The following is a 22584-nucleotide window of genomic DNA, read 5'->3' as shown; positions in this document are numbered from 1 at the left end:
ATGACCGCCATCTCCTTGGGCCTCCCCGAGGTACCGGTCCGGCCGATCGCGGAGCGCCGTGTGTCGCGGCGGATCCAGGTCGGACCGGTGGCGGTCGGGGGCGGGGCACCCGTGTCCGTCCAGTCGATGACGACGACGCGTACGTCGGACATCGGCGCCACCCTGCAGCAGATCGCCGAACTCACCGCGTCCGGCTGCCAGATCGTCCGCGTCGCCTGTCCCACACAGGACGACGCGGACGCGCTGGCGACCATCGCGCGCAAGTCGCAGATCCCGGTGATCGCGGACATCCACTTCCAGCCGAAGTACGTGTTCGCCGCGATCGAGGCGGGCTGCGCGGCGGTCCGCGTGAACCCGGGCAACATCAAGCAGTTCGACGACAAGGTGAAGGAGATCGCGCGCGCCGCGAAGGACCACGGCACCCCGATCCGGATCGGGGTCAACGCCGGTTCGCTGGACCGGCGGCTGCTCCAGAAGTACGGCAAGGCGACGCCCGAGGCGCTCGTCGAGTCGGCGCTGTGGGAGGCGTCGCTCTTCGAGGAGCACGGGTTCCGGGACATCAAGATCTCGGTCAAGCACAACGACCCGGTCGTGATGGTCAACGCCTACCGGCAGCTGGCCGCCCAGTGCGACTACCCGCTGCACCTCGGCGTCACCGAGGCGGGCCCGGCCTTCCAGGGAACCATCAAGTCCGCGGTGGCCTTCGGGGCGCTGCTCGCCGAGGGCATCGGGGACACCATCCGGGTCTCCCTGAGCGCTCCGCCCGCCGAGGAGTGCAAGGTCGGCATCCAGATCCTGGAGTCGCTGAACCTCAGGCAGCGGCGGCTGGAGATCGTGTCCTGTCCCTCCTGCGGGCGGGCCCAGGTCGACGTCTACAAGCTGGCCGACGAGGTCACGGCAGGCCTGGAGGGCATGGAAGTGCCGCTGCGCGTCGCGGTCATGGGCTGCGTCGTCAACGGACCGGGAGAGGCCAGGGAGGCGGACCTGGGGGTCGCCTCCGGCAACGGCAAGGGCCAGATCTTCGTCAAGGGCGAGGTCATCAGGACCGTGCCCGAGTCGAAGATCGTGGAGACCCTCATCGACGAGGCGATGAAGATCGCCGAGCAGATGGAGGCGGACGGCGTCGCATCGGGCGAGCCGGAGGTCACGGTGCCGGGGCAACCCACCGTCACCGCGAGTTAGCTGCAGCACGGACCGAGAGGGGGCCGAGCGTGACGATTCTGGAGAGCATCCGGGGACCACGCGACCTGAAGGCGCTGTCCGAGGCGGAGATAGGTCAACTGGGCGACGAGATCCGGGAGTTCCTGGTGCACGCGGTCGCCAGGACCGGTGGTCATCTGGGACCCAACCTGGGCGTGGTGGAACTCTCCATCGCGCTCCACCGGGTCTTCGAGTCGCCGGTCGACCGCATTCTGTGGGACACCGGCCATCAGAGCTACGTGCACAAGCTACTGACGGGACGTCAGGACTTCTCCAAGCTGCGCGGCAAGGGCGGCCTGTCCGGCTACCCGTCGCGCGAGGAGTCCGAGCACGACATCATCGAGAACAGCCACGCGTCCACCGCGCTCGGCTGGGCCGACGGGCTCGCCAAGGCCCGCCAGGTGCAGGGGGAGAAGGGGCACGTCGTCGCGGTCATCGGCGACGGCGCCCTCACCGGCGGCATGGCGTGGGAGGCGCTGAACAACATCGCCGCCGCCAAGGACCGGCCGCTGATCATCGTGGTCAACGACAACGAGCGCTCGTACTCGCCGACCATCGGCGGCCTCGCGAACCATCTGGCGACCCTGCGGACCACCGACAGCTACGAGAAGGTCCTGGCCTGGGGCAAGGACGTGCTGCTGGGCCTGCCGGTCGTCGGCGGCACCCTCTACGAGTCGCTGCACGGCGCGAAGAAGGGGTTCAAGGACGCGTTCGCGCCGCAGGGCATGTTCGAGGACCTGGGGCTGAAGTACGTCGGCCCGATCGACGGGCACGACGTGGGCGCGGTGGAGTCGGCGCTGCGGCGCGCGAAGCGCTTCCACGGGCCCGTGCTCATCCACTGTCTGACGGAGAAGGGGCGCGGCTACGAGCCCGCGATCGCCAACGAGGAGGACCACTTCCACACGGTCGGTGTGATGGACCCGCTGACCTGCGAGCCCCTCGCGCCGTCCAACGGCCCTTCCTGGACCTCGGTGTTCGGCGACGAGATCGTACGGATCGGGGAGGCGCGGGAGGACGTCGTGGCGATCACGGCGGCCATGCTGCACCCGGTGGGACTCGCGAAGTTCGCGGCGAGGTTCCCGGACCGGGTGTGGGACGTCGGCATCGCCGAGCAGCACGCCGCGGTGTCCGCGGCCGGGCTCGCGACGGGCGGACTGCATCCGGTCGTCGCGGTGTACGCGACCTTCCTGAACCGTGCCTTCGACCAGCTGCTGATGGACGTCGCACTGCATCGCTGCGGAGTGACCTTCGTGCTGGACCGCGCCGGGGTCACGGGAGTTGACGGAGCGTCACACAACGGCATGTGGGACATGTCCATCCTCCAGGTCGTGCCGGGGCTCAGGATCGCCGCGCCGCGCGACGCCGACCAACTGTGCGCCCAGCTGCGCGAGGCGGTCGCGGTGGACGACGCCCCGACCCTGATCCGGTTCCCCAAGGAGTCGGTGGGGCCCGTCGTTCCGGCGGTCGACCGGGTGGGCGGCCTGGACGTCCTGCACCGAGGCGAGCGGCCCGAAGTGCTCCTCGTGGCCGTCGGCGTGATGGCTCCGGTGTGCCTCCAGGCTGCCGAACTGCTGGAGGCGCGGGGCGTCAACTGCACGGTCGTGGACCCGCGTTGGGTCAAGCCCGTCGATCCCGCGCTGCCCGGACTCGCCGCCGAGCACCGCCTGGTGGCCGTCGTCGAGGACAACAGCCGCGCGGCCGGCGTGGGTTCGGCGGTCGCGCTCGCACTCGGGGACGCCGAAGTCGACGTGCCCGTACGGCGGTTCGGGATCCCCGAGCAGTTCCTCGCGCACGCCAAACGGGGTGAGGTGCTCGCCGACATCGGTCTCACGCCGGTCGAGATCGCGGGGCGGATCAGCGCGAGCCTGGCCACTCGGGAGGCGCGCTCGACGGTCACGGAGGCCGAACCCGCGGTCGAGAGGCAGGCACCCGAGGGGCAAGCCTCCAAGGGGCGGGCCGTGAACGGGAAGGCCGCCGAGGGGAAGGCCTCCGCAACGGGCGTCTCGAAGGCGCGGGTTGTCGGCCAGGGCGCTGCAGGTGCTTCAAGGGCGCAGCCCACCAGGCAGCGCGCCGCGAAGAGGCAGACTGCCAAGAAGCCGGCGGGCAAGGAGCACGCGTCCAAAGAGCAGGAGTCCAAGGAGAAACAGGAATGACCACCAGCAAGCCCCAGGAGTTCGACCTCGCAGGCCTGCTCGCCGAGCGCGGGGCCGAGCGCTACGAGCTGCACGCGAAGCATCTGAACCACCAGCTGCCGCGCATGCTGCACACCATCGGCTTCGACAAGGTCTACGAGCGGGCCGAGGGCGCGTACTTCTGGGACGCGGACGGCAACGAGTACCTGGACATGCTGGCCGGGTTCGGGGTGATGGGTCTGGGCCGACATCACCCCGTCGTCCGCAAGGCGCTGCACGACGTCCTCGACGCCCAGCTCGCCGACCTCACCCGCTTCGACTGCCAGCCGCTGCCCGGGCTGCTGGCGGAGAAGCTGCTCACGCACAGTCCGCATCTGGACCGGGTGTTCTTCGGCAACAGCGGTACGGAGGCCGTCGAGACGGCGCTGAAGTTCGCCCGGTACGCGACCGGGAAGCCGCGGGTCCTGTACTGCACCCACGCCTTCCACGGTCTGACCACCGGATCCCTGTCCGTCAACGGCGAGGACGGCTTCCGGGACGGCTTCGCCCCGCTGCTGCCCGACACGGCCGTCCCGCTCGGCGATCTCGACGCGCTGGCAAGGGAGTTGAAGAAGGGCGACGTCGCCGCCCTGATCGTCGAGCCGATCCAGGGCAAGGGCGTTCACGAGTCGCCGCCCGGATACCTGCGCGGCGCACAGGAGTTGCTGCGCAGGCACAAGGCGCTGCTCATCGCGGACGAGGTGCAGACGGGGCTCGGGCGGACCGGGGACTTCTACGCCTACCAGCACGAGGAGGGCGTCGAACCGGACCTGGTGTGCGTGGCCAAGGCGCTGTCCGGCGGGTACGTGCCCGTCGGGGCCACCCTCGGCAAGGACTGGATCTTCAAGAAGGTCTACTCGACCATGGACCGCGTCCTCGTGCACTCCGCGAGTTTCGGGGCCAACGCGCAGGCCATGGCGGCGGGCCTCGCCGTCCTTTCGGTCATGGAGAACGAGCAGATCGTCGCCAACGCCCGGGCCACGGGGGAGCAGTTGAAGTCCCGGCTCGGGGCGCTCGTCGACAAGTACGAGCTGTTGAGCGACGTCCGTGGCCGTGGGCTGATGATCGGCATCGAGTTCGGGCGGCCCAAGTCGCTGAAGCTGCGCAGCCGTTGGACGATGCTGCAGGCCGCGCGGAAGGGGCTGTTCGCCCAGATGGTGGTCGTGCCGCTGCTCCAACGGCACCGGATCCTCACCCAGGTCTCAGGTGATCATCTGGAGGTGATCAAGCTGATTCCGCCGCTGGTCGTCGGCGAGCGGGACGTCGACCGGTTCGTGGAGGCCTTCACCGCCGTGATGGACGACGCGCACAGCGGGGGCGGGCTGATGTGGGACTTCGGGAAGACGCTGGTGAAGCAGGCGGTCGCCAACCGCTAGGTGCCCTCTGCCAGTCAGGGCCGGGGGCCTGCGCCTTCTGCCGCCGGGCGGGCCTCGGCGCAGCGGGCCGGCCGGGCTTTTTGCCTCTGAGGTAAGGGATTTGCCTCGGAGGCAAGTCTCCGGCTCAATGGAGGACATGAACCCTGACAAGGGTACGAGCCCTTCCGCGTCGGAGGAGCCGGGGGCGGCCGATGAGCTGCCCGCGGTCGCACCGCAACTGCGTGCGCTGCGGCGCCGTGCCTCCCTCACCCTGGAGTCCGCGGCCCGTGCCGCCGGGCTCTCGGCCGCGCATCTGTCCCGTCTGGAGACCGGACAACGCCAGCCCTCGCTGCCGATGCTGCTCGGGCTGGCCCGCGTCTACGGCACGACCGTCTCCGAGCTGCTCGGTGAGACGGTCGCCGAGCGGGACGCCGTCGTGCGCGCCACCGACATGGAGCCCACCCAGGCCGGTGGCTGGACCTACTGGCAGGCCGGAGCGGCCGGACGCGGCATGCAGTCCCTGCGCGTGCACGTCCCGTACGGGGCCCAGGGCGACATCGTGCGGGTCCACCCCGGCGAGGAGTGGCTGTACGTCCTTGAGGGACGGCTGCGGCTGCGGCTCGGGGACACCACGCACGTCCTCGCGCCCGGTGACAGCGCGCACTTCGACTCGCTGACCCCGCACCGGATCGCCGCCGCGGACCGGGACGGGGCCGAGCTCCTCTTCGTACACACCCTGCTGCAGAGCCCCACGGCCACCCTGTGCCTCGGGCCGACGACCCCTGGAGAGACGTCATGAAGGACATGGAGGAGAAGTTCCCGCGCGCCCTGTGGGTGCGGCTCATCATCTACGTGGCGGTCGGGCACATCTTCGCCGCCTTCATCTACCTGCTGTTCTCGCTCGGGGCAAAGGGGCAGTAGCAGCAGCGGACTCCGAGTGGAACGCGGGACACGGGGTGCGGGGTCGGCCGGCGGGGGCCGGTCAGTCGAGGAACCTCTCGCGGAGTCGCTCACGGACCTCGGGCGTCACGCCCAGGCCCTGCTCCAGATACGCGTCCACCCCGCCCCACTTCTCCTCGATCGTGTCGAACGCCGCCTGCAGATACTCGGCGCGCGCGTCGAAGAGGGGGCTGAGCAGCTCCATCACCTCGGGGGAGTGCGTCGAGGCGGAGGACTTGCTGCGTTGCACCTTGTAGCGGCGGTGCGTCGCGTTCGACTCCAGGTAGTCCGCGACGATGGCCTCGCGCTCGACGCCGAGGGCGAGCAGGGTCACGGCGATGGAGATGCCGGCGCGGTCCTTGCCCGCCGCACAGTGCATCAGGGCGGGGACGCTGTCCTCGGCCATCGAGTGCAGCACCTGGCGGTGCTCGGCCGTGCGCTCCGTGATTATCGTGCGGTAGGAACCGATCATCCGGTCCGCCGCCTTGTCGTCCCCGAGGATCGAGCGCAACTGGTCGATGTCGCCGTCGCGGACCATCGTCCAGAACTCGGCGCCGTGCGCCGGATCGGTCAGCGGAAGATTCACGTTCCGCACACCCGGCAGCTCGACGTCGGGCCCTTCGAGCTTCTGGTCGGCGGCGTTGCGGAAGTCGAAGATCGTGTGCAGGCCCAGGGACGTGAGGAACGCGGCGTCCGACTCCGTCGCGTGCGCGAGATGGCCGCTGCGGAACAGGCGTCCGTACGCCACCCGCCGGCCGTCCACCGTCGGCAGGCCGCCCACATCACGGAAGTTGCGCACTCCAGCCAGCTCGGGCTCGGTCGACGGGACCTGCTGCGTCACGGGGGCTCCTCCCATTCGGCTGCCGACGCGGCTCGTCGGCGAAGTGCGTTTCTCGACGATACGACATCGATTCGTAGGCCAATGAGTTGTCCACAGGCGTTGCCGGAGAGGCGCACGGCCCATAATGATGTTGATGATTGAGCGTGCCTGTTCGGATCTGTGAGGGTTTGATGTTGGAGATCGGCGAAGACGGTCGTACGTGGCTTCTTTCGGGCCCTGCGAGCAGCTATGCCCTGCGGCTCGGCGAGGACGACGCGCTGCTGCATCTGCACTGGGGCCCGCGTATCGCGCTCGCCGACGCCGAGGCACTCGCCGCAGGCCCGGGACCGGAGTACTGGGCCTTCGAGGCCACCCTCGACGGACACGAGGAGTACCCGGTGGAGGGCGGCCCCCGGTTCGTACGGCCCGCCCTGTCCGTGCGTACGGACGAGCGGCGCGGCACCGAATGGCGCTTCGAGACGTACGAGGCCGACGGTGACGAGCTGCGGCTGCGGTTCTCCGACTCCGGGCTCGGGATCACGCTGCACTACCGGATGCGGGCCGGGACCGACGTCGTCGAGCGATGGGTGTCCCTCGCCAACGAGGGGCCCGCCCTGGAGGTGCTGCGCGCCGACTCCGCGGCCTGGACGCTGCCGCACCGCGACACCTGGCGGCTGTCCCAGCTGCACGGGCGGTGGGCGGCCGAGTCCCGGCTCGTACGCTCCGAACTCACCTACGGTGAGAAGGTCATCGGCAGCCGCCGCGGGCACACCTCGCACCAGCACCTGCCCTGGGTCGCGCTGGACGCCGACGGAGCGGCCACCGAGGAGCGGGGCGAGGTCTACGGATGCGCCCTGGCCTGGTCGGGCACGTGGCGGATCGCCGTGGCCCAGCTCCCGGACACGCGCGTGCAGATCACCGGCGGCGTCGGGTACGACGACTCGGGGCTGCTGCGGCTGGAGCCGGGGGAGAGCTTCGTCACACCCGTCTTCGCGGGGCTGTGGAGCGACGGCGGATTCGGCGGCGCGAGCCGTGCCTGGCACGCCTACCAGCGCGCGTACGTGATCCCGGACGCGGACGAGCACCGGCCGGTGCTCTACAACTCCTGGGAGGCCACGGAGTTCGACATCTCCGAGGAGCAGCAGGGGGCGCTGGCGCGGCGGGCCGCCGCGATGGGGGTCGAGCTGTTCGTGGTCGACGACGGCTGGTTCGGGGCGCGCACCAGCGACCGGGCCGGGCTCGGCGACTGGACGCCCAACCCCGACCGCTTCCCGGCCGGCCTCAAGCCCCTCGCCGACGAGGTGCACGCGCTGGGGATGCAGTTCGGGATCTGGGTCGAGCCCGAGATGGTCAACGCGGACAGCGAGCTGTACCGCGCGCACCCCGACTGGGTGCAGTTCCAACCGGGACGAAAGAGGACGGAGCTGCGCAGTCAGCTCGTTCTGAACCTCGCCCGTGAGGACGTCCAGGAGTACCTCTGGGAGAAGCTCGACACGCTGCTCTCCAGTGCGCCGATCGACTATGTGAAGTGGGACTTCAACCGCTGCTTCACCGACGCGGGGTGGCCCGGCGAGGCCTACCCGCAGCGGCTCTGGGTGGACCATGTGCACGCCCTGTACCGCCTCCTGGACCGGCTGCGGGCGGCTCACCCGGGTGTCGCCTTCGAGTCCTGCTCGGGCGGCGGCGGCCGTATCGACCTCGGGATCATGGCGCGTACGGACCAGGTGTGGACCTCGGACAACACCGACCCGCTCGACCGGCTCGCCATCCAGCACGGCTTCAGCCAGGTGCATCCCGCGCGGGCCATGGCCGCCTGGGTCACCGACAGTCCGAACGTCCAGCTCAACGGCCGCGTCAGCTCGTTGCGCTTCCGCTTCGTGAGCGCGATGGCCGGAGTGCTCGGCGTCGGCGGCGACCTGACCCGGTGGAGCGACGAGGAGCTGGCCGAGGCGCGGACGTGGGTGGAGCTCTACAAGGAGATCCGGCCCGTCGTGCAGGGCGGGGACCTTCACCGGCTGCGGGCGCCGGAGGGTGGCCTGAGCGCAGTCCAGTACTCGCGCGACGGTGACGTCGTCGTCCTCGCCTGGCTGCAGGCCCAGCACTACGGCGAGCCGGTCGCTCCGGTGCGGCTGAGCGGACTAGACCCGGCGGCGGCGTACGAATGCCTCGAAACGGGCGAAGTCCACCGAGGTGCGGTGCTGTTGCATCACGGGTTGCGGACGGGGCTGCACGGTGACCTTGATGCGGCAGTTCTCCGGCTGCGTCGCATCTGACTGTTGTGTCCGTAATGGAGCCTAAGTTCCAACTCGCTCTGGGATAAAGGCTGCTGGGGCGGTGTCCAGTGAGCAGCGTCATATTCGTGACGGTCCGCTGTCGCCATGTTCACGTAATTCAGCTGCGTTTTCAGGGATTTAACAAACGGGGAGGATCCCTGATTTACGCAGGGTGACCGTCATTTCGGTCAGGGATCAAGAGAACGGGGCACACAGGAAACCCCAGAGGTTGTTCCTGCGTCTTCATGTCGCTTACGTTCGCCACCAATCCGGACGGACGCCCAATCCTGCCGCCGCCCGGAATCCGCTCACCCACCCGTACACGGCAGGAGCGGGGGACCCACAGGTAGAACGCCTGTTCCGGTCTCCGGAACGGCTAGGGGTTAAGTCGTGCGCAAACACGGCCGGGCATCTCCAGCTCGCACCCGACAGCTCACCTCGCAGGCGCCGGAGAGGAATTCGCCATGCCCGCGAAGGGTAAGCACCGCCGTCCCAAGTCCCAGCGTTTCACCCGCTCCATAGCCGTCGCAGGAACCGGCGGCGCGGCGCTCGCCCTTCCGCTGCTCGGTGCGACCGGAGCGTATGCCGCGACTCCGCAGTCCGCCGCGGATTCCGTGGCGAGCGCCTCCAATGTCGCGAACCAGGCAGCCGAATCGGCGCCTGCCGCCGCCGACAAGAAGGCCGAGGCGAAGAAGGCCGCGGCCAAGACCTATTCCGTGCGTGCGGGCGACTCCCTGTCGAAGATCGCCGACACGCAGGACGTCAGCGGTGGCTGGAAGAAGCTGTACGAGGACAACCGCAAGGTGATCGGCGGCGACCCGGCGCTCATCCACCCGGGCCTGAAGCTGGCGATCGGCAAGGCCGCCGCCACTTCGAGCTCCGACTCCGGCGCCTCCAAGGCCACCCAGTCCTCCGCGAAGAAGGCCGCGGCCCCGAAGGCCGCCGCCGCTCCCAAGGCTGCCGCCGAGGCCAGTGCCGCCGGCTTCACGCTGCCGGTCGCGGGCGCGGGCGTCGGCACCCCGTACAAGATGTCGGGCAGCATGTGGTCCAGCGGGTACCACACCGGTGTCGACTTCGTGGTCCCGACCGGCACGTCCCTCAAGTCCGTCGGCGCGGGCACGGTCGTCTCGGCCGGCTGGGGCGGCGCGTACGGCAACCAGGTCGTCATCCAGCTCGCCGACGGCCACTACGCCCAGTACGCCCACCTGTCCTCCCTCTCCGTCTCGGCCGGGCAGGCCGTGACCGAGGGCCAGCAGGTCGGCCTCTCCGGCGCGACGGGCAACGTCACCGGCCCGCACCTGCACTTCGAGATCCGCACCACCCCGGACTACGGCTCGGACGTGGACCCGCTGGCGTACCTGCGTGGCAAGGGCGTCTCCGTCTGACCCCACGCCAGGCACGCCCCGCGCGGCGTACCGCTCCGAGCTAGTCTCCGAAGGCCGGACCCTGTGATCCCCGGGGTCCGGTCTTCGGTGTTGTGGTTCTGTGGCATGGCCGGGCGATGTGTCGACAGGGGTGCGGAAGCCGGGACACAGTGATCTCGGCAAGCGCTTTCTGCGCGCCTTCGATGCCATGGAGGTCTTCATGACGACCACACGCAGAGCGTTCGGAGCCCTGGCTGCCGGTGCCGCACTCGCGGCGCTCGTTCCCGCGCGGACGGCGGGCGCGGCGGCCCGGCACCGGCCGGGGCGGCACCGTCCGGCGGAGAACCGTCCGGGGAGGCTCATCGCCCGCGACGACTTCCGGCACGGTCTAGGTCAGTGGGCGACGGAGCTGCAGGACGGCGGCAGCGTCACCGCGTCCCGGGGTGTCCTGGAGATAGACGTGCCGAGCGGCGCGACGGTCTGGTTCAGGCGAGAACTCAAGGGGCCGTACGTCCTGGAGTACACGGCCACGCCGGTCTCCGAGGGCGGCGCCAACGACCGGGTCTCGGACCTCAACAACTTCTGGAACGCCACGGACGTCCGCTCCCCGGAGGACCTCTTCGCCACGCACCGGGGCGGCGCGCTCGACGAGTACGACCACCTCACGACGTACTACGCCGGATACGGCGCCAACACCAACACCACGACCAGGCTGCGCCGTTACGTCGGTCAGGCGGGTGTGCGGCCGCTCGTCCTCGACTACACCGAGCCTCTGCTCACGGCGAACGAACCCAACCGGGTCCGGATCGTCTCGAACGGCTCGACGGTCCAGTGGTGGAACAAGGGGCGACTCGTCCTCGACTTCGTGGACCAAGAGCCCTACACGAGCGGGCACTTCGCGTTCCGGACCGTGTGGAGTCACTTCAGGATCACGGACCTCAGGGTGCGGGAGCTGCGACAACGTCCTTGATCGAGCCCCTTATTCCGGGATTGACCAACACTTGACGAGTGGCTTATCTCACCGCGCGTCAACCCCTTCCTACGGTCGCGTAGCTCACACCCGAAGGTGAATCATGGCCCGATGTGGCAGACGATTCGAAGAATGACAACAGATCAGTGATCGGGTCGTACGTGGCGGTGGGGGACAGCTTCACCGAGGGCGTCGGCGACCTTGGCCCGGACGGGGCGTTCGTCGGCTGGGCGGACCGGTTCGCGGTGCTTCTCGCGGACCGCCGGCCCGAGGGCGACTTCGACTACACCAACCTCGCCGTCCGCGGGAAACTCCTCGACCAGATCGTCGAGCACCAGTTGACGCGCGCGAAGGAGATCGCGCCCGACCTGGTCTCCTTCTGCGCGGGCGGCAACGACATCATCCGGCCGGGCACCGACCCCGACGAGGTCGCGGAGCGCTTCGAGCGCGCCGTCGCGGACCTCACGTCGGCCGTCGGCACGGTCCTCGTGACCACCGGCTTCGACACCCGTGGCGTACCCGTGCTCAAGCACATGCGCGGCAAGATCGCCACGTACAACCTCCACATCCGGTCCATCGCCGACCGGTACGGCTGTCCCGTGCTCGACCTGTGGTCCCTCAAGACCATCCAGGACCGGCGGGCCTGGGACGGCGACCGGCTCCATCTGTCGCCCGAGGGGCACACGCGGGTCGCCCTGCGCGCCGGCCAGGTCCTCGGCCTGGAAGTGCCCGCGGACCCCGACCAGCCGTGGCCGCCGCTGCCCCCGCGCGGCACGCTCGAAATGCGGCGCGACAACATCCACTGGGCGCGCGAGTACCTGGTGCCGTGGATCGGGCGGCGACTGCGCGGGGAGTCCTCCGGGGACCGCGTGGTGGCGAAGGGAAGCCTGTCGCCCGACGACATCAAGACGCGGATCGAGCCGGTCGCTTGAGGGCCCGGGGCCCTGAGGCCCTTCGGGGGCGGGCCCCGACACCTCTCGCCCCTGTCGGCGAATTCGCTGCGAGGCGGTAAGTGTCTGCTCAGTCCCAGCGACACGCCGCGTGTACGGCGTGTCGCTGGGACTCAGACCCCACTTGCTCTCGCCTCGCCGTCCCGCGCTCGCGAATCGGCGGGTACGGCGGTACGCCGTCTCAGGCGCCCGGGGCCGTCAGTGCCTCGCGGTTCAGGCCCAGCTCACGGGCCAGTGCCTCGTCCACCCACTCCTGGGTGCGGGCGCGTGACACCGCGCCGGGGTACGCCGTCATCTGGACGGCGAGCCCGTCCAGCAGGGCGGTCAGGCGCAGGGCCGCACTCGGGGGGTCCGGGCAGTGGAACTCGCCCGCGGCCACGCCCTCCGCGATGACCGCGGTGATCGCGGCCTTCCACTGACGGTCCAGGTCACGCGTGACGTCCCGCAGAGCGGGCTCGCGCAGCGCCACCGCCCAGCCCTCGATCCACAGGCGCCAGCCCTTGGCCTGCCCGGTCGGCGCGTACCAGCGGATCGCCGCGCGCAGCCGCCGCAGCGCGGTCGTCCGGCGGCCGAGCAGCTTGCGGAGATGGGCGAGGTCGTCCTCGGCCGCGTACGTGAACGCGGCGGCGACCAGTTTCTCCTTCGTCGAGAAGTGATAGAGCACCAGCGCGTTGCTCACCCCGAGCGAGGTCGCCACATCGGCGATCCGCACCGCGGACACGCCCCGCCCCTCGATCTGCTGGATGGCGGCCCGCAGCAGTTCCTCACGCCGCTCCGCCACGCTCAACCGCACTCTTGCCACCGGGCAACCCTATTGCGTCGCCCCGGGACATGCCGGTGGAGGGTCGGTTACCGGCCGCGGCCGGGCCGTCACCGATCCCACCGGGCCGCGGCGTCAGCGGTACCAGCCGAACCGTTCCGCGATCACCGGCAGCCGGTCGGCGACGATCGCGTGCGCCGCCGCCCGGGGCGTCGTTCCGTCGGCCTCCGCGCGCGCGAGCGTCTGGTCGATCAGGGCACGCATCGAGCGCCGCGTGTACGCGAAGGCCTCGTCCGCGTCGGCCCCGATGTCGCCGAACAGCGTCCACCACCACCAGGCGTTGGTCCCGGAGTTGACCACGACGTCCGGCAGGACGGTGACACCGCGGCCGGCGAGCAGCTGCTCCGCGCCCGGCAGGACGGGCATGTTGGCGGCCTCGACGATCCAACGGGCCGTGATCCGCCCCTGGTTGGTGGTGTCGATCGTGTACGAGACCGCCGCCGGCACCAGTACGTCGGCATCGGCGGACAGCCAGGCGTCGCCGGGCAGTTCGCGGTCGCCCGGACGCAGGGCCGCGCGGTCGATCGTTCCGTACGTGTCCCGGGCGGCGAGCAGCGCGTCGACGTCCAGCCCCTCGGGGTTGGCGATCGTGCCCTTCACATCGGCGACGGCCACGATTCTCAGCCCCGCGCGCGTGAGGAAGCGGGCCGTGGCCCCGCCCATCGTGCCCAGCCCCTGCACGGCGACGCGGGTCCCCTCGTACGCGACCCCCGCCCGGTCCAGGGCCGCGAGGACCGACTCGGCCACCCCGCAGCCGCCGACCAGCTCGTCGAGCCCGATGCCGTCCACCTCGACCGCGAACGCGTCCGCCAGCCGCCGCCGGGCCGCTGCCTCGTCGTCGAGCAGCGGATACACGGCCTGGATGGACGACACGAGCCCCGCCTCCGTCGCGGCCCGGTCGACGAGATCCTGGGTGAGACCGAGATCCTCCCCGGTGGTCCAGAGGCTCTCGATGTACGGGCGCATGGCACGCAGATAGCGCACGAGCAGGCCGTACGCCTCCGGGGCCCGCGGATCGCAGTCGATGCCGCCCTTGGCGCCGCCCAGCGGGACATAACGGCCCTCCGGGTTGTAGTGCAGGGCCTCCTTCATGGTCATGCCGCGGGCGAGCCCGGCGACCTCGTCCAGCGTGCAGCCCGCCCGCATGCGCAGCCCACCGCTGGAGACACCGCGTACCAGCCGGTCGACGACCAGGTGCCCCTGGCGGCCCGTGACGTGGTCGGTCCAGGTGAGCGTCATCAACGGGCTGCTGTCCTGGGCGGTCATGGGGCTCCTCGGGAACGGGGATCTGGGAAACGGGGACCTGGGAAAAGGGCGGCGAGGGGAACAAGGTGACAGGTTCGGAGCGTTTGACCGGCGTGAGGCCGGGTGCGGACCGTGCCCGGTGCCGTACCGGATGCTTTTACTGAACGGTCGGTCAGTATCGAAAGCGCTGCATGTATCTGTCAACTTGCTGAATGGGTCTTCAGTAGAACGTGATGTCGTATTCGATGGATCCCGCCATGGCCCGCGCGGAAACCGCCCTGCCGTGCGTCCGACCCGGCGCTGTCAGAGGCGGCGACGATAATAGACAGTCAGACCGACTCCACCTGGAGGTGCCGTGACCGGTTCCCGTTCCCTGAGCTCCGGGCTCCGTGCGCTGCGGCCCGCCGCGTTCGGCGCGGATCCGAGCGGTGAGCGCATGGAGCGCATCCGCAGATCGCCGAACTACGCGGACGGCGTCTTCCGGAATCCCGAGGGCGCACCCCGGCCCGACGGCGCCATGATCGAGTTCGCGCGGTCGTTCTTCCGCAAGGAGGAGCGCGTGCGCCGCGCCCCGGCGGGCACGGTGCCGGTGCATGCCACGACCCTGGCCGACCTGGCCCGGCCGCCGGCCGACGGACTGCGGCTGACGTGGATGGGGCACTCCAGCGTCCTCGCCGAGATCGACGGGCACCGGGTGCTCTTCGACCCCGTCTGGGGCGAGCGCTGCTCCCCGTTCGCCTTCGCCGGTCCCAAGCGGCTGCACCCCGTCCCCCTCCCGCTGGAGGCGCTCGGCCCGGTGGACGTGGTCGTCATCTCGCACGACCACTACGACCACCTGGACCTGCCCACGATCAAGGCCCTGGCCGGTACGGACACGGTGTTCGCGGTGCCCCTCGGCGTCGGCGCCCACCTGGAGCACTGGGGCGTCTCCGCGGACAGGCTGCGCGAGCTCGACTGGCACGAGACCACGAAGGTCGGCGGCATCTCCCTGACCGCAACGCCCGCCCGCCACTTCTGCGGGCGCGGTCTGCGCAACACGCAGCACACCCTCTGGGCCTCCTGGGCCGTGGCCGGGGACGAGCACCGGATCTACCACAGCGGGGACACGGGATACTTCGCCGGTTTCGCGGACATCGGCGCCGAGCACGGCCCCTTCGACGCCACGATGATCCAGATCGGCGCGTACAGCGAGTTCTGGCCCGACATCCACATGACGCCCGAGGAGGGCATGCGGGCCCACCTGGACCTCCAGGGCGGCCGGCCCAGCGGCGTGATGATGCCGATCCACTGGGCGACGTTCAACCTCGCGGCGCACCCTTGGGCCGAGCCGGGCGAGGGCACCGTCACCGCCGCCCGCGCGGTCGGCGCCCGGATCGCGCTGCCCCGGCCCGGTGAGCCCTTCGAGCCGACCGCGGAGACCGTCCCCTCCGAGCCCTGGTGGCGCGGTGTGGCGGTTGTCCCGGACGGCGGCTGGCCCTCCGCCGAGGAGACGGTGCGTGACACACCGCGTGACACCAAGGAGGACACCGGAGACCCGGAAACCGTCCCCGCGGGGTGACGTAGAAGCGCGCGGAGGCATTCGAAGACATTCGGCGAGGGCCGAGGAGAATCCAGCTCCTCGGCCCTCGCCGATTTTTGCTGACCGCTTCTGACCAGGTCTGATCGGTTGGCTGGCGCACGAGAACGGGTGTGCGACGGGTTTATCGGCCTGTCGTACGAACGCTCATACCAGAGCGGGACGCAGGCCGCCGGACTTTGTCAACTGCCCACCGCACATGATGCGGTGGCGACTACTGTGAGTGGCCGCTGAGCGACACAGGGCCGAATTCCTCGATTCTCTCGACCGGCGCAGCGATGGTGCGTGTCCCAGTCGGCGCATGCCTCGATCGCAGAACCCGCGGGAGCCCCCACGGCCCCGACACACCAGTACGAGGACGTCGATGTCTCACCTTCGCGCACCGGCCGCACGCGCAGACCGCCGCGAGGGCGGGCGGCACGGGCGACCGGTCGCCCGCACCGCCCCCACGCTGCCCGAGACCCAGATACGGCCCCAGCTCCTGCGCCTCGCGGTCCTGCCGCCCATCGCGGTGGCCCTCAGCGCCAGCGCCGCCGTGCTCTTCATCGTCCGCACGACCGCCGCACGGCCCGGCCCCACCCTGTGGATCGTGCTCGGCGGAGCCGTCGGGGTCGCCGTCGCGGGCATCGTGATCGCCACCGTGGCCGCCGACCGCGTCGCCAGGTCCGTACACGAGCGCGTCAGTACCCTGCGGCGCACCAGCGCGCGGGGCCAGGCCGATCTGCGTGCCCTCGTCGAGACGCTGCGCCGGGGCGAGGGCCCGCCCGAGCGCCGCCCCGTAGGTCGGCCCGCCTCGGACGCCGACGAGTTCGACCTGCTCGAGGACGATCTGGCGCGCGCCCACGACGGCGCCGTGACCGCCGTCGTCCAGGCAGCCCAGCTCTCCAGCCAGGCGGGCAGCGAGCAGAAGGTCGAGGTCTTCGTCAATCTCGCACGGCGCCTGCAGTCCCTGGTGCACCGCGAGATCTCGATCCTCGACGAGCTGGAGAACGAGATCGAGGACCCGGACCTGCTCAAGGGTCTGTTCCACGTCGACCACCTCGCCACCCGTATCCGGCGGCACGCCGAGAACCTCGCCGTGCTCGGCGGGGCCGTGTCGCGCCGGCAGTGGAGCAACCCGGTCTCCATGACCGAGGTGCTGCGTTCCGCGATCGCCGAGGTCGAGCAGTACTCGCGGGTCAAGCTCGTCCCGCCGATCGACGGCACCGTGCGCGGTCACGCCGTCGCCGACGTGATCCATCTGCTGGCGGAACTCGTCGAGAACGCCACGGTGTTCTCGGCGCCGCACACCCAAGTGCTGCTGCGGGCCAACGTCGTCACGTCCGGGCTCGCCGTCGAGGTCGAGGACCGCGGGCTCGGGATGCCGCTGGCCGAGCAGCACAAGATGAACGCGTTGCTCGCCGACCCCGATCAGGTGAACGTCGCGAGTCTGCTGCAGGACGGCCGCATCGGGCTGTTCGTGGTCTCGCAGCTCGCACGTCGGCACGGGATCGTGGTGCGGCTGCAGACCAATATCTACGGTGGTGTGCAGGCCGTGCTGGTTGTGCCGCAGGCGTTGCTGGGGGCCGAGGAGGGGCAGCCGACGGGGGGCGGGGCCGACGCGGGGACCCGTTCCGGGGCTGAGGCCGGGGCTGGTGCTGTGGCCGGCACCGGGGGTGTGTCTCCTCGGGAGGTCACGGCAGGAGGTGCTGTCGCCGGGGCCCGGGTTCTGGGGCAGGGTGCTTCCGGGCGTGAGGGGGCGGCCGGGCGTGGTGATCCCGCACATGGGAGTCCCGCACATGGTGCTCAGGCACATACCGCTTCGGCGCAAGGGGCCTCGACGCATGGTGCTTCGGCACAGGGGACTGCGGTGCATGGTGCTTCGGTGCCCGGGGTTCCAGCACATGCCAGTCCGGCACACGCTGCTCCGGTGCATGGGACTGCGGCACGCAGCTCTTCGGCACACAGCTCTTCAACACATGGGGCCGCGGTTTCGCATGGCCTGTCGGCACAGGAGCCGCCGCTGAGGAGCACGCCTCGCCATGGCAGTCCAGGGCAGGACACGCCGCCCCATGGCACGCCTGCACATGGGAGCCCGCTTCATGGGACTCCGGCTCACGGGACGCCTGCCTATGCGGCACCGGCCCATGGGACTCCGGCCCATGGGACTCCCGCCCACGCGAGCCCGGCTTATGAGACTCCGGCCCACGGCAGCCCGGCTCATGGGACCCCCGCGCACGGGACGTCGATGCCCGTACCGGGAGCGGTTCAGGGCGCCTCCGTCGACGTACCGCGGGCGCAGTTTCACGAATCCGCGTCGTATCCGTCCCACGACGCCCATGGCGTGAGGACCGCCGTGCCGACGCAGCCGCGGCGGGACAGCGCGCCGGGCGGGCTGTCGGTCGTGAACGGTGGTGCTCCGGCCCCGCTCCCGGTGCGCGGTGGCGAGACGCGGCCCAACCCGGCGGAGGCCGTGCCCGGTATCCGTCCCGATGACCGGCGGTTCGTCGCCGAGAACACGGTCACGCCTCCGACCCCGCGCGGCGGCGTGGTGCGCGGCACCATGAGCAGGCCGCAACTGCCCAGACGGCGGGCCCAGGAGCACCTCGTGCCCGAACTGCGCGACGGACCCGCGCCCCGGCCGGACCCCGAGTTCGTCGTCGGTCACGACCCCGGTCTGATGGCGGCGTTCCAGCGCGGCATCGGGCTCGCCGAGGCCCAGTTCCGGGACTCGGCCCACATGGATGAAACGTCCATAGGGGAAGCGCACCCAGCGCACGAACCACCCGAGGCACACGCGGCGCACACGGCGCACCCAGCGCACGAGACGACGCCGGCGCCAGGTCATGACGTCACCGCCCGGCACGACGGGAGCACACCAGCCGGATGAACCACGCCACCCCCACCCACGCTTCCGCTCCCGCACACCTTCGTACTTCAAGGAGTCGATCCCCCATGGCGAGTGATGTGCCGACCGGGCACGCATCCGACCTCGACTGGCTGATGAGCGGCCTCGTGCAGCGCGTACCGCACACCAGGAGCGCCGTGCTGCTCTCCTGCGACGGCCTCGTGAAGTCGGTGCACGGGCTCGACCCCGACAGCGCCGACCACATGGCGGCCCTGGCCTCCGGGCTCTACTCGCTGGGCCGCAGCGCGGGCGTCCGCTTCGGCGACGGCGGTGACGTACGCCAGGTCGTCGTCGAGCTGGACTCCACCCTGCTGTTCGTGTCCACCGCGGGCTCCGGTACCTGTCTCGCCGTGCTCGCCGGACGCGACGCCGACGCGGCCGTGCTCGGCTATGAGATGGCGATGCTGGTCAAGAGCGTCCGCCCGTACCTGATGACCGCGCCGAGGCAGCACACCGTCGAACCGTCGGCGATGAGGCCTTGAGCGTGACCTCGGCCGGCGACGGGCCCTGGCTGGATGACGCGGCCGGACGCCTTGTACGCCCCTACCAGGTCAGCAACGGCCGGACCCGGCCGAGCACCGCGCTCGACCTCCTGTCGCAGGTGATGGCCACCGGCGTCACCCCTCTCGGCTATCTCGGCCCCGAGCACGCCCAGGCACTCGAACTGTGCCGGGACCCCGTGTCGGTCGCCGAGGTCGCCGCGCATCTGAGACTGCCCGCCGCGGTGACCAAGGTGCTGCTGTCCGATCTCGTCGACTGCGGGGCGCTGTCCATGAAGCCCCCGACGTTCCACCACAACCCCACTGACCGGTCTCTTCTGGAGGCAGTGCTCGATGGACTACGACGACAGCTCTGACCCCTTTCCCACCGCCTTGAAGATCCTGGTGGCGGGAGGGTTCGGAGCGGGAAAGACCACCTTCGTCGGCGCGGTGAGCGAGATCGCGCCGCTGAGTACGGAGGAACTGCTGACCACGGTCAGCGCCGCGACCGACGATCTCTACGGCGTCGAGAACAAGGTCGAGACGACCGTCGCGATGGACTTCGGCCGCATCACCCTCGATCCGGAACACGTGCTGTACCTGTTCGGCACGCCCGGACAGGAGCGGTTCTGGTTCATGTGGGACGAGCTCTCCGAAGGCGCGCTCGGCGCGGTCATCCTCGCCGACACGCGCCGCCTGGAGGACTGCTTCGCCGCCGTCGACTTCTTCGAACAGCGCGGCCTGGGATTCATCGTGGCCGTCAACGAGTTCGACGGAGGCTTCCGCTACGACCCGGAGGAGGTGCGGGCGGCCATCGACCTCGACCCGGAGGTGCCGGTCGTGCGCTGCGACGCCCGGATCTCCAGCTCGGGTGTGCAGACCCTGCTCACCCTCGTCCGCCACCTTCTCGCCCATGCCCCCTCGCACGCCCCCAGCCACGGAGCCCACACATGACGTACGACCCGCCGCGTCCGGCCGGTCGGCTGCTGCTCACCCCCGAGGACAAGGAGGCCCCCGCCAGAACACGGCGGCTGCGGGTGCTCGGTCTGGGGCAGCACACGGAGCCGGCCCTCGACGCGTTCGCGGACCGGCTCGCCGAGCTCGCCGGGGCGCCCTACGCGATGGTCAACTTCATCGACGAGGAGCGGCAGTTCTTCGCCGGCCTGCACACCCCCGACGGCACCGTCCCTCCCGACGGCACCGGCCCGGCCGAACAGCCGGCCGAGGCCCGCACGGATCACGCGGGCCCCGCGAAACCGAGGATCGGCCGTTATATGGCCCGGGACCATGGGTTCTGCCCACATGTGGTCGTCCGCCACAAGGCGTTGGTCCTGGAGGACGTCCGTGACTATCCCCGCTTCGCGGGCAACCCGGTCGTCGACGAGTTCGGCATCCACTCCTATCTCGGCGCCCCGCTCATCGACCGCACCGGCATCGCCCTCGGCACGGTGTGTGTCACCGACGTCGAGCCCCGGCCGTGGGGGCGGGCGGGGCTCGACACCATCAAGTCGATGGCGGCGGAGCTGGTCGAGCGGATCGAGCTGCGGGAGGGCGGGTTCTGACCCGCGCGCCCTTCGCCTCCCCATGGAGACGACCTCCCCCTCACACGGGAACCATGTCCTCCTCACACCGGGACGGCCTCCCTCTCACACCGAGACGGTGTCCCCTTCGGGGAACGTGATCCGGACCTCGTGCCCCTCGACCTCGCAGGACACCGACTCCCGCAACGCCTGGGGGTGCACGGAGTCCCGCGTCAGCGCGAGCAGTGTCACGTACACGCCGGAGCCGCCCGGACCGCCCGCCGCGCACCGGAGGTACGGCGTCGCCGAGTGCGGGCCGAAGGCGTTGGCCTCGGCCTCGCGCGCGATGCCCGTGTCCTCGTCCCAGCCGTGCAGCGCGACGACCACACTGGTCAGCCCGTTGTCCGTGCGGGCCAGTGCCCAGCCGTGGCCCCGCTCGGCGGTGGGCCGGTTCTCGGCGGCGACCGCGTAGCCGCCCTCCCGGACGGTCAGGCCGCTCGGCGCGAGCACCCGGTGCACGCGTATCTCCCAGGGACCGCGCAGAACGCTCGTCGTCTCGATCGGGAACTCCTCCTCGCTGCCGGGCAGTCGGGCGCTGTAGCAAGAGGCGGCCGTCCGCCCGGCGCAGTGCAGCGGAACGATGGTGCGCCGACGGGACGCGGTGCCGTCCGGGGTGACCAGCGCGATATGCCCGTCCACGGTCCGCTCCCAGGCGTGGGCGGCCGCCTCGGGAGCGGTCGCCGTCGAGTAGCCGAACTTCGCGTAGTGCGGATCGTCCTCGGCGGACCCCGGCGGGGAGTTGTGGTCGCTGCCGTGGTTGACCAGACGGACGATGCCGTCGTGTTTCGTGCCGTGCAACAGCCAGCCGGGGGCCGGGAGCGCGGTGTACTGGTCCGACTCCTCGACGGGCAGCGGCAGTTCGCGTGCCGTCCACACAGGGTGCTCCGGAGGCAGCAGCAGCCCGAGGAAACCCATGCTCGCCCAGTACGGGGACGCGGGCCCCGAGTACGGCTGGGTCATCGGCAGGAACGTTTCGTACCAGCCGAGCGGCAGCAACCCGCGCTCGTTGGGCACCCCCCGTTCCACGAAATGCCGGACCGTGCCCGACGCCAGCCGTCGGGTGAGGCCCGGCGCCAGCGGCGTACAGCCGGCGAGGGCGCCCATCCACACCGGGGCGGCGGTGGCGAAACGGTACGTCAGGGAGCGGCCGTGGTGCACGGGGGCACCGTCCGCGCCGAAGAACCGCGGGTAGTCGGCGAGGAACCGGGCGAGCCGCTCGCGGTAGAGGTGACCGCGGCCACCGCCGTCCCCGCCGGTCATCCGGCACCACAGCAGCGGGTACAGGTGCATGAGCCAGCCGTTGTGGTAGTCGAAGGTCCCGCCGTCGCCGTCGCTGTACCAGCCGTCGCCGACGTACCAGTCGTCGAGGCGGTCGAGCCCGGCGTCGATGTCGTCCTGGCGGTGGGGCGCGCCGACCGAGGCCAGGAACTGCTCGGCCACCACCTGGTAGAGCCGCCAGTGGTTGTCCCAGGTGCGGCGGCCCACGAAACCCCACAGCCAGTCCACGACCCGCTCCTGCGCCTCGCTGTGCAGCCGGTCCCAGATCCAGGGCCGGCTCTCGTGCAGCGCCACGGCGACCGAGGCGGCCTCCGCCATCTGCTGGGAGCAGTCGGTGAGTTCGGGCCAGGCCTCGCCGCTGTCGCGGTCGGTGCCCGTTGTCAGACCCCGCGCGTAGCGTTCTATGAGACGGGGATCCACGTCGCCCCGCGCCCCGGCGATCCGGAAGGAGGCCAGCAGGAATGACCGCGCGAACCCTTCGAGGCCGTCCGACACCACACCCGACCACGAGGTCCGCCCGGGCAGCCGGTACTGCGCGAAGCCCGGCGTCGCGTACGGGACCAGGGCTTCGAGCTGCCGGTCGGCGAGCGCCTCCCAATGCGCCCGCGTCCAGCCGGTGCGCGGCGACAGGACGTGGTCGATGGGCGGCAGGGACACATGCGGTGCGGGCATGGCAG

At 70.7% G+C, this 22584-nt stretch carries 18 protein-coding genes, 1 pseudogene and 1 riboswitch; of the genes and pseudogenes, 15 read left to right on the top strand and 4 right to left on the bottom strand.

The genetic code is table 11. The features are described from left to right. The 5 genes and pseudogenes from ispG to ACH4YP_RS02445 all read left to right on the top strand — a co-directional run bounded on the left by ispG (position 1) and on the right by ACH4YP_RS02445 (position 5647). Complete coding sequence (gene ispG / locus ACH4YP_RS02465; protein ID WP_361057196.1) at positions 1 to 1182, top strand: flavodoxin-dependent (E)-4-hydroxy-3-methylbut-2-enyl-diphosphate synthase; 1182 nt, start codon at positions 1 to 3, stop codon at positions 1180 to 1182. A gap of 29 nt (positions 1183 to 1211) precedes the next feature. Beyond that, positions 1212 to 3089: pseudogene (dxs, locus tag ACH4YP_RS02460) on the top strand (1-deoxy-D-xylulose-5-phosphate synthase); the annotation flags it as partial. Between the two features lie 260 nt (positions 3090 to 3349). After that, a complete protein-coding gene (locus ACH4YP_RS02455) occupies positions 3350 to 4747 on the top strand; it encodes an aspartate aminotransferase family protein (RefSeq protein ID WP_398488960.1) in 1398 nt (465 codons plus the stop codon). Between the two features lie 136 nt (positions 4748 to 4883). Next, on the top strand, positions 4884 to 5525 hold the full coding sequence (locus ACH4YP_RS02450; protein ID WP_361057201.1) for an XRE family transcriptional regulator: 642 nt from the start codon (positions 4884 to 4886) through the stop codon (positions 5523 to 5525). After that, positions 5522 to 5647, top strand: a complete 126-nt coding sequence (locus ACH4YP_RS02445; RefSeq protein ID WP_361057204.1) for a DUF6126 family protein — start codon at positions 5522 to 5524, stop codon at positions 5645 to 5647. The genes ACH4YP_RS02450 and ACH4YP_RS02445 overlap by 4 nt, the downstream gene beginning before the upstream one ends. Before the next feature lie 61 nt (positions 5648 to 5708). On the opposite strand, the gene ACH4YP_RS02440 is transcribed toward ACH4YP_RS02445, so the two are convergent. Then, on the bottom strand, positions 5709 to 6506 hold the full coding sequence (locus ACH4YP_RS02440) for a tyrosine-protein phosphatase (protein ID WP_361057207.1): 798 nt from the start codon (positions 6504 to 6506) through the stop codon (positions 5709 to 5711). A 170-nt stretch (positions 6507 to 6676) separates the two neighbouring features. On the opposite strand from ACH4YP_RS02440, the gene ACH4YP_RS02435 reads away from it, so the two are divergent. From ACH4YP_RS02435 to ACH4YP_RS02420, 4 genes are all read left to right on the top strand, one after another. Continuing rightward, positions 6677 to 8758 (top strand): alpha-galactosidase, encoded by a 2082-nt coding sequence (locus ACH4YP_RS02435; protein WP_398488959.1) that lies wholly within the window; start codon positions 6677 to 6679, stop codon positions 8756 to 8758. Between the two features lie 295 nt (positions 8759 to 9053). Further along, positions 9054 to 9218: riboswitch (cyclic di-AMP (ydaO/yuaA leader) on the top strand. Between the two features lie 4 nt (positions 9219 to 9222). Then, on the top strand, positions 9223 to 10143 hold the full coding sequence (locus ACH4YP_RS02430) for a peptidoglycan DD-metalloendopeptidase family protein (protein ID WP_398488958.1): 921 nt from the start codon (positions 9223 to 9225) through the stop codon (positions 10141 to 10143). Between the two features lie 199 nt (positions 10144 to 10342). After that, positions 10343 to 11092 carry a DUF6250 domain-containing protein gene (locus ACH4YP_RS02425; RefSeq protein WP_398488957.1) on the top strand — a complete coding sequence of 250 codons (750 nt, stop codon included), beginning with the start codon at positions 10343 to 10345 and terminating at the stop codon, positions 11090 to 11092. A 146-nt stretch (positions 11093 to 11238) separates the two neighbouring features. Beyond that, the gene (locus ACH4YP_RS02420; RefSeq protein ID WP_361057310.1) at positions 11239 to 12024 is read left to right on the top strand and encodes an SGNH/GDSL hydrolase family protein; all 786 of its coding nucleotides are present in this window, start codon (positions 11239 to 11241) and stop codon (positions 12022 to 12024) included. Positions 12025 to 12223: 199 nt separating this feature from the next. Here the strand turns inward: ACH4YP_RS02420 and ACH4YP_RS02415 are convergent, their stop codons facing one another. Together ACH4YP_RS02415 and ACH4YP_RS02410 are read right to left on the bottom strand one after the other, a co-directional pair. Continuing rightward, positions 12224 to 12844, bottom strand: a complete 621-nt coding sequence (locus ACH4YP_RS02415) for a TetR/AcrR family transcriptional regulator (RefSeq protein WP_398488956.1) — start codon at positions 12842 to 12844, stop codon at positions 12224 to 12226. Positions 12845 to 12937: 93 nt separating this feature from the next. Then, positions 12938 to 14128: a Glu/Leu/Phe/Val dehydrogenase dimerization domain-containing protein gene (locus ACH4YP_RS02410; protein WP_361057222.1), complete on the bottom strand. Its 1191-nt coding sequence runs from the start codon at positions 14126 to 14128 to the stop codon at positions 12938 to 12940. A 334-nt stretch (positions 14129 to 14462) separates the two neighbouring features. Between ACH4YP_RS02410 and ACH4YP_RS02405 the strand changes: the two genes are divergently transcribed. The 6 genes from ACH4YP_RS02405 (at position 14463) to ACH4YP_RS02380 (ending at position 20611) form a co-directional block, all read left to right on the top strand. After that, positions 14463 to 15665 carry an MBL fold metallo-hydrolase gene (locus tag ACH4YP_RS02405; RefSeq protein ID WP_361057225.1) on the top strand — a complete coding sequence of 401 codons (1203 nt, stop codon included), beginning with the start codon at positions 14463 to 14465 and terminating at the stop codon, positions 15663 to 15665. Between the two features lie 382 nt (positions 15666 to 16047). Next, positions 16048 to 18552, top strand: coding sequence for an ATP-binding protein (locus ACH4YP_RS02400; RefSeq protein ID WP_398488955.1), 2505 nt, complete (start codon positions 16048 to 16050; stop codon positions 18550 to 18552). A 65-nt stretch (positions 18553 to 18617) separates the two neighbouring features. Further along, positions 18618 to 19052, top strand: a complete 435-nt coding sequence (locus tag ACH4YP_RS02395; RefSeq protein ID WP_143634356.1) for a roadblock/LC7 domain-containing protein — start codon at positions 18618 to 18620, stop codon at positions 19050 to 19052. A 2-nt stretch (positions 19053 to 19054) separates the two neighbouring features. Further along, positions 19055 to 19426, top strand: a complete 372-nt coding sequence (locus tag ACH4YP_RS02390; RefSeq protein ID WP_143635063.1) for a DUF742 domain-containing protein — start codon at positions 19055 to 19057, stop codon at positions 19424 to 19426. Next, a complete protein-coding gene (locus tag ACH4YP_RS02385; protein WP_361057233.1) occupies positions 19404 to 20003 on the top strand; it encodes an ATP/GTP-binding protein in 600 nt (199 codons plus the stop codon). The genes ACH4YP_RS02390 and ACH4YP_RS02385 overlap by 23 nt, the downstream gene beginning before the upstream one ends. Continuing rightward, positions 20000 to 20611, top strand: coding sequence for a GAF domain-containing protein (locus ACH4YP_RS02380; protein WP_398488953.1), 612 nt, complete (start codon positions 20000 to 20002; stop codon positions 20609 to 20611). Before ACH4YP_RS02385 ends, ACH4YP_RS02380 begins: the two co-directional genes overlap by 4 nt. 84 nt (positions 20612 to 20695) lie before the next feature. Here the strand turns inward: ACH4YP_RS02380 and ACH4YP_RS02375 are convergent, their stop codons facing one another. Then, positions 20696 to 22579, bottom strand: coding sequence for a DUF2264 domain-containing protein (locus ACH4YP_RS02375; RefSeq protein WP_398488951.1), 1884 nt, complete (start codon positions 22577 to 22579; stop codon positions 20696 to 20698). Positions 22580 to 22584 lie beyond the last annotated feature (5 nt).

The organism is Streptomyces sp. NPDC020747 (genome assembly GCF_044334695.1).
GTDB lineage: Bacteria > Actinomycetota > Actinomycetes > Streptomycetales > Streptomycetaceae > Streptomyces.
Note: the sequence above shows the minus strand (reverse complement) of the source record. Positions and strands in the feature narration are given on the sequence as shown.

Coding starts and splice junctions, on each gene's coding strand:
- ispG (WP_361057196.1), top strand. CDS start 1: ATGACCGCCATCTCCTTGGGCCTCCCCGAGGTACCGGTCCGGCCGATC.
- ACH4YP_RS02455 (WP_398488960.1), top strand. CDS start 3,350: ATGACCACCAGCAAGCCCCAGGAGTTCGACCTCGCAGGCCTGCTCGCC.
- ACH4YP_RS02450 (WP_361057201.1), top strand. CDS start 4,884: ATGAACCCTGACAAGGGTACGAGCCCTTCCGCGTCGGAGGAGCCGGGG.
- ACH4YP_RS02445 (WP_361057204.1), top strand. CDS start 5,522: ATGAAGGACATGGAGGAGAAGTTCCCGCGCGCCCTGTGGGTGCGGCTC.
- ACH4YP_RS02435 (WP_398488959.1), top strand. CDS start 6,677: ATGTTGGAGATCGGCGAAGACGGTCGTACGTGGCTTCTTTCGGGCCCT.
- ACH4YP_RS02430 (WP_398488958.1), top strand. CDS start 9,223: ATGCCCGCGAAGGGTAAGCACCGCCGTCCCAAGTCCCAGCGTTTCACC.
- ACH4YP_RS02425 (WP_398488957.1), top strand. CDS start 10,343: ATGACGACCACACGCAGAGCGTTCGGAGCCCTGGCTGCCGGTGCCGCA.
- ACH4YP_RS02410 (WP_361057222.1), bottom strand. CDS start 14,128: ATGACCGCCCAGGACAGCAGCCCGTTGATGACGCTCACCTGGACCGAC.
- ACH4YP_RS02400 (WP_398488955.1), top strand. CDS start 16,048: ATGTCTCACCTTCGCGCACCGGCCGCACGCGCAGACCGCCGCGAGGGC.
- ACH4YP_RS02395 (WP_143634356.1), top strand. CDS start 18,618: ATGGCGAGTGATGTGCCGACCGGGCACGCATCCGACCTCGACTGGCTG.
- ACH4YP_RS02385 (WP_361057233.1), top strand. CDS start 19,404: ATGGACTACGACGACAGCTCTGACCCCTTTCCCACCGCCTTGAAGATC.
- ACH4YP_RS02380 (WP_398488953.1), top strand. CDS start 20,000: ATGACGTACGACCCGCCGCGTCCGGCCGGTCGGCTGCTGCTCACCCCC.
- ACH4YP_RS02375 (WP_398488951.1), bottom strand. CDS start 22,579: ATGCCCGCACCGCATGTGTCCCTGCCGCCCATCGACCACGTCCTGTCG.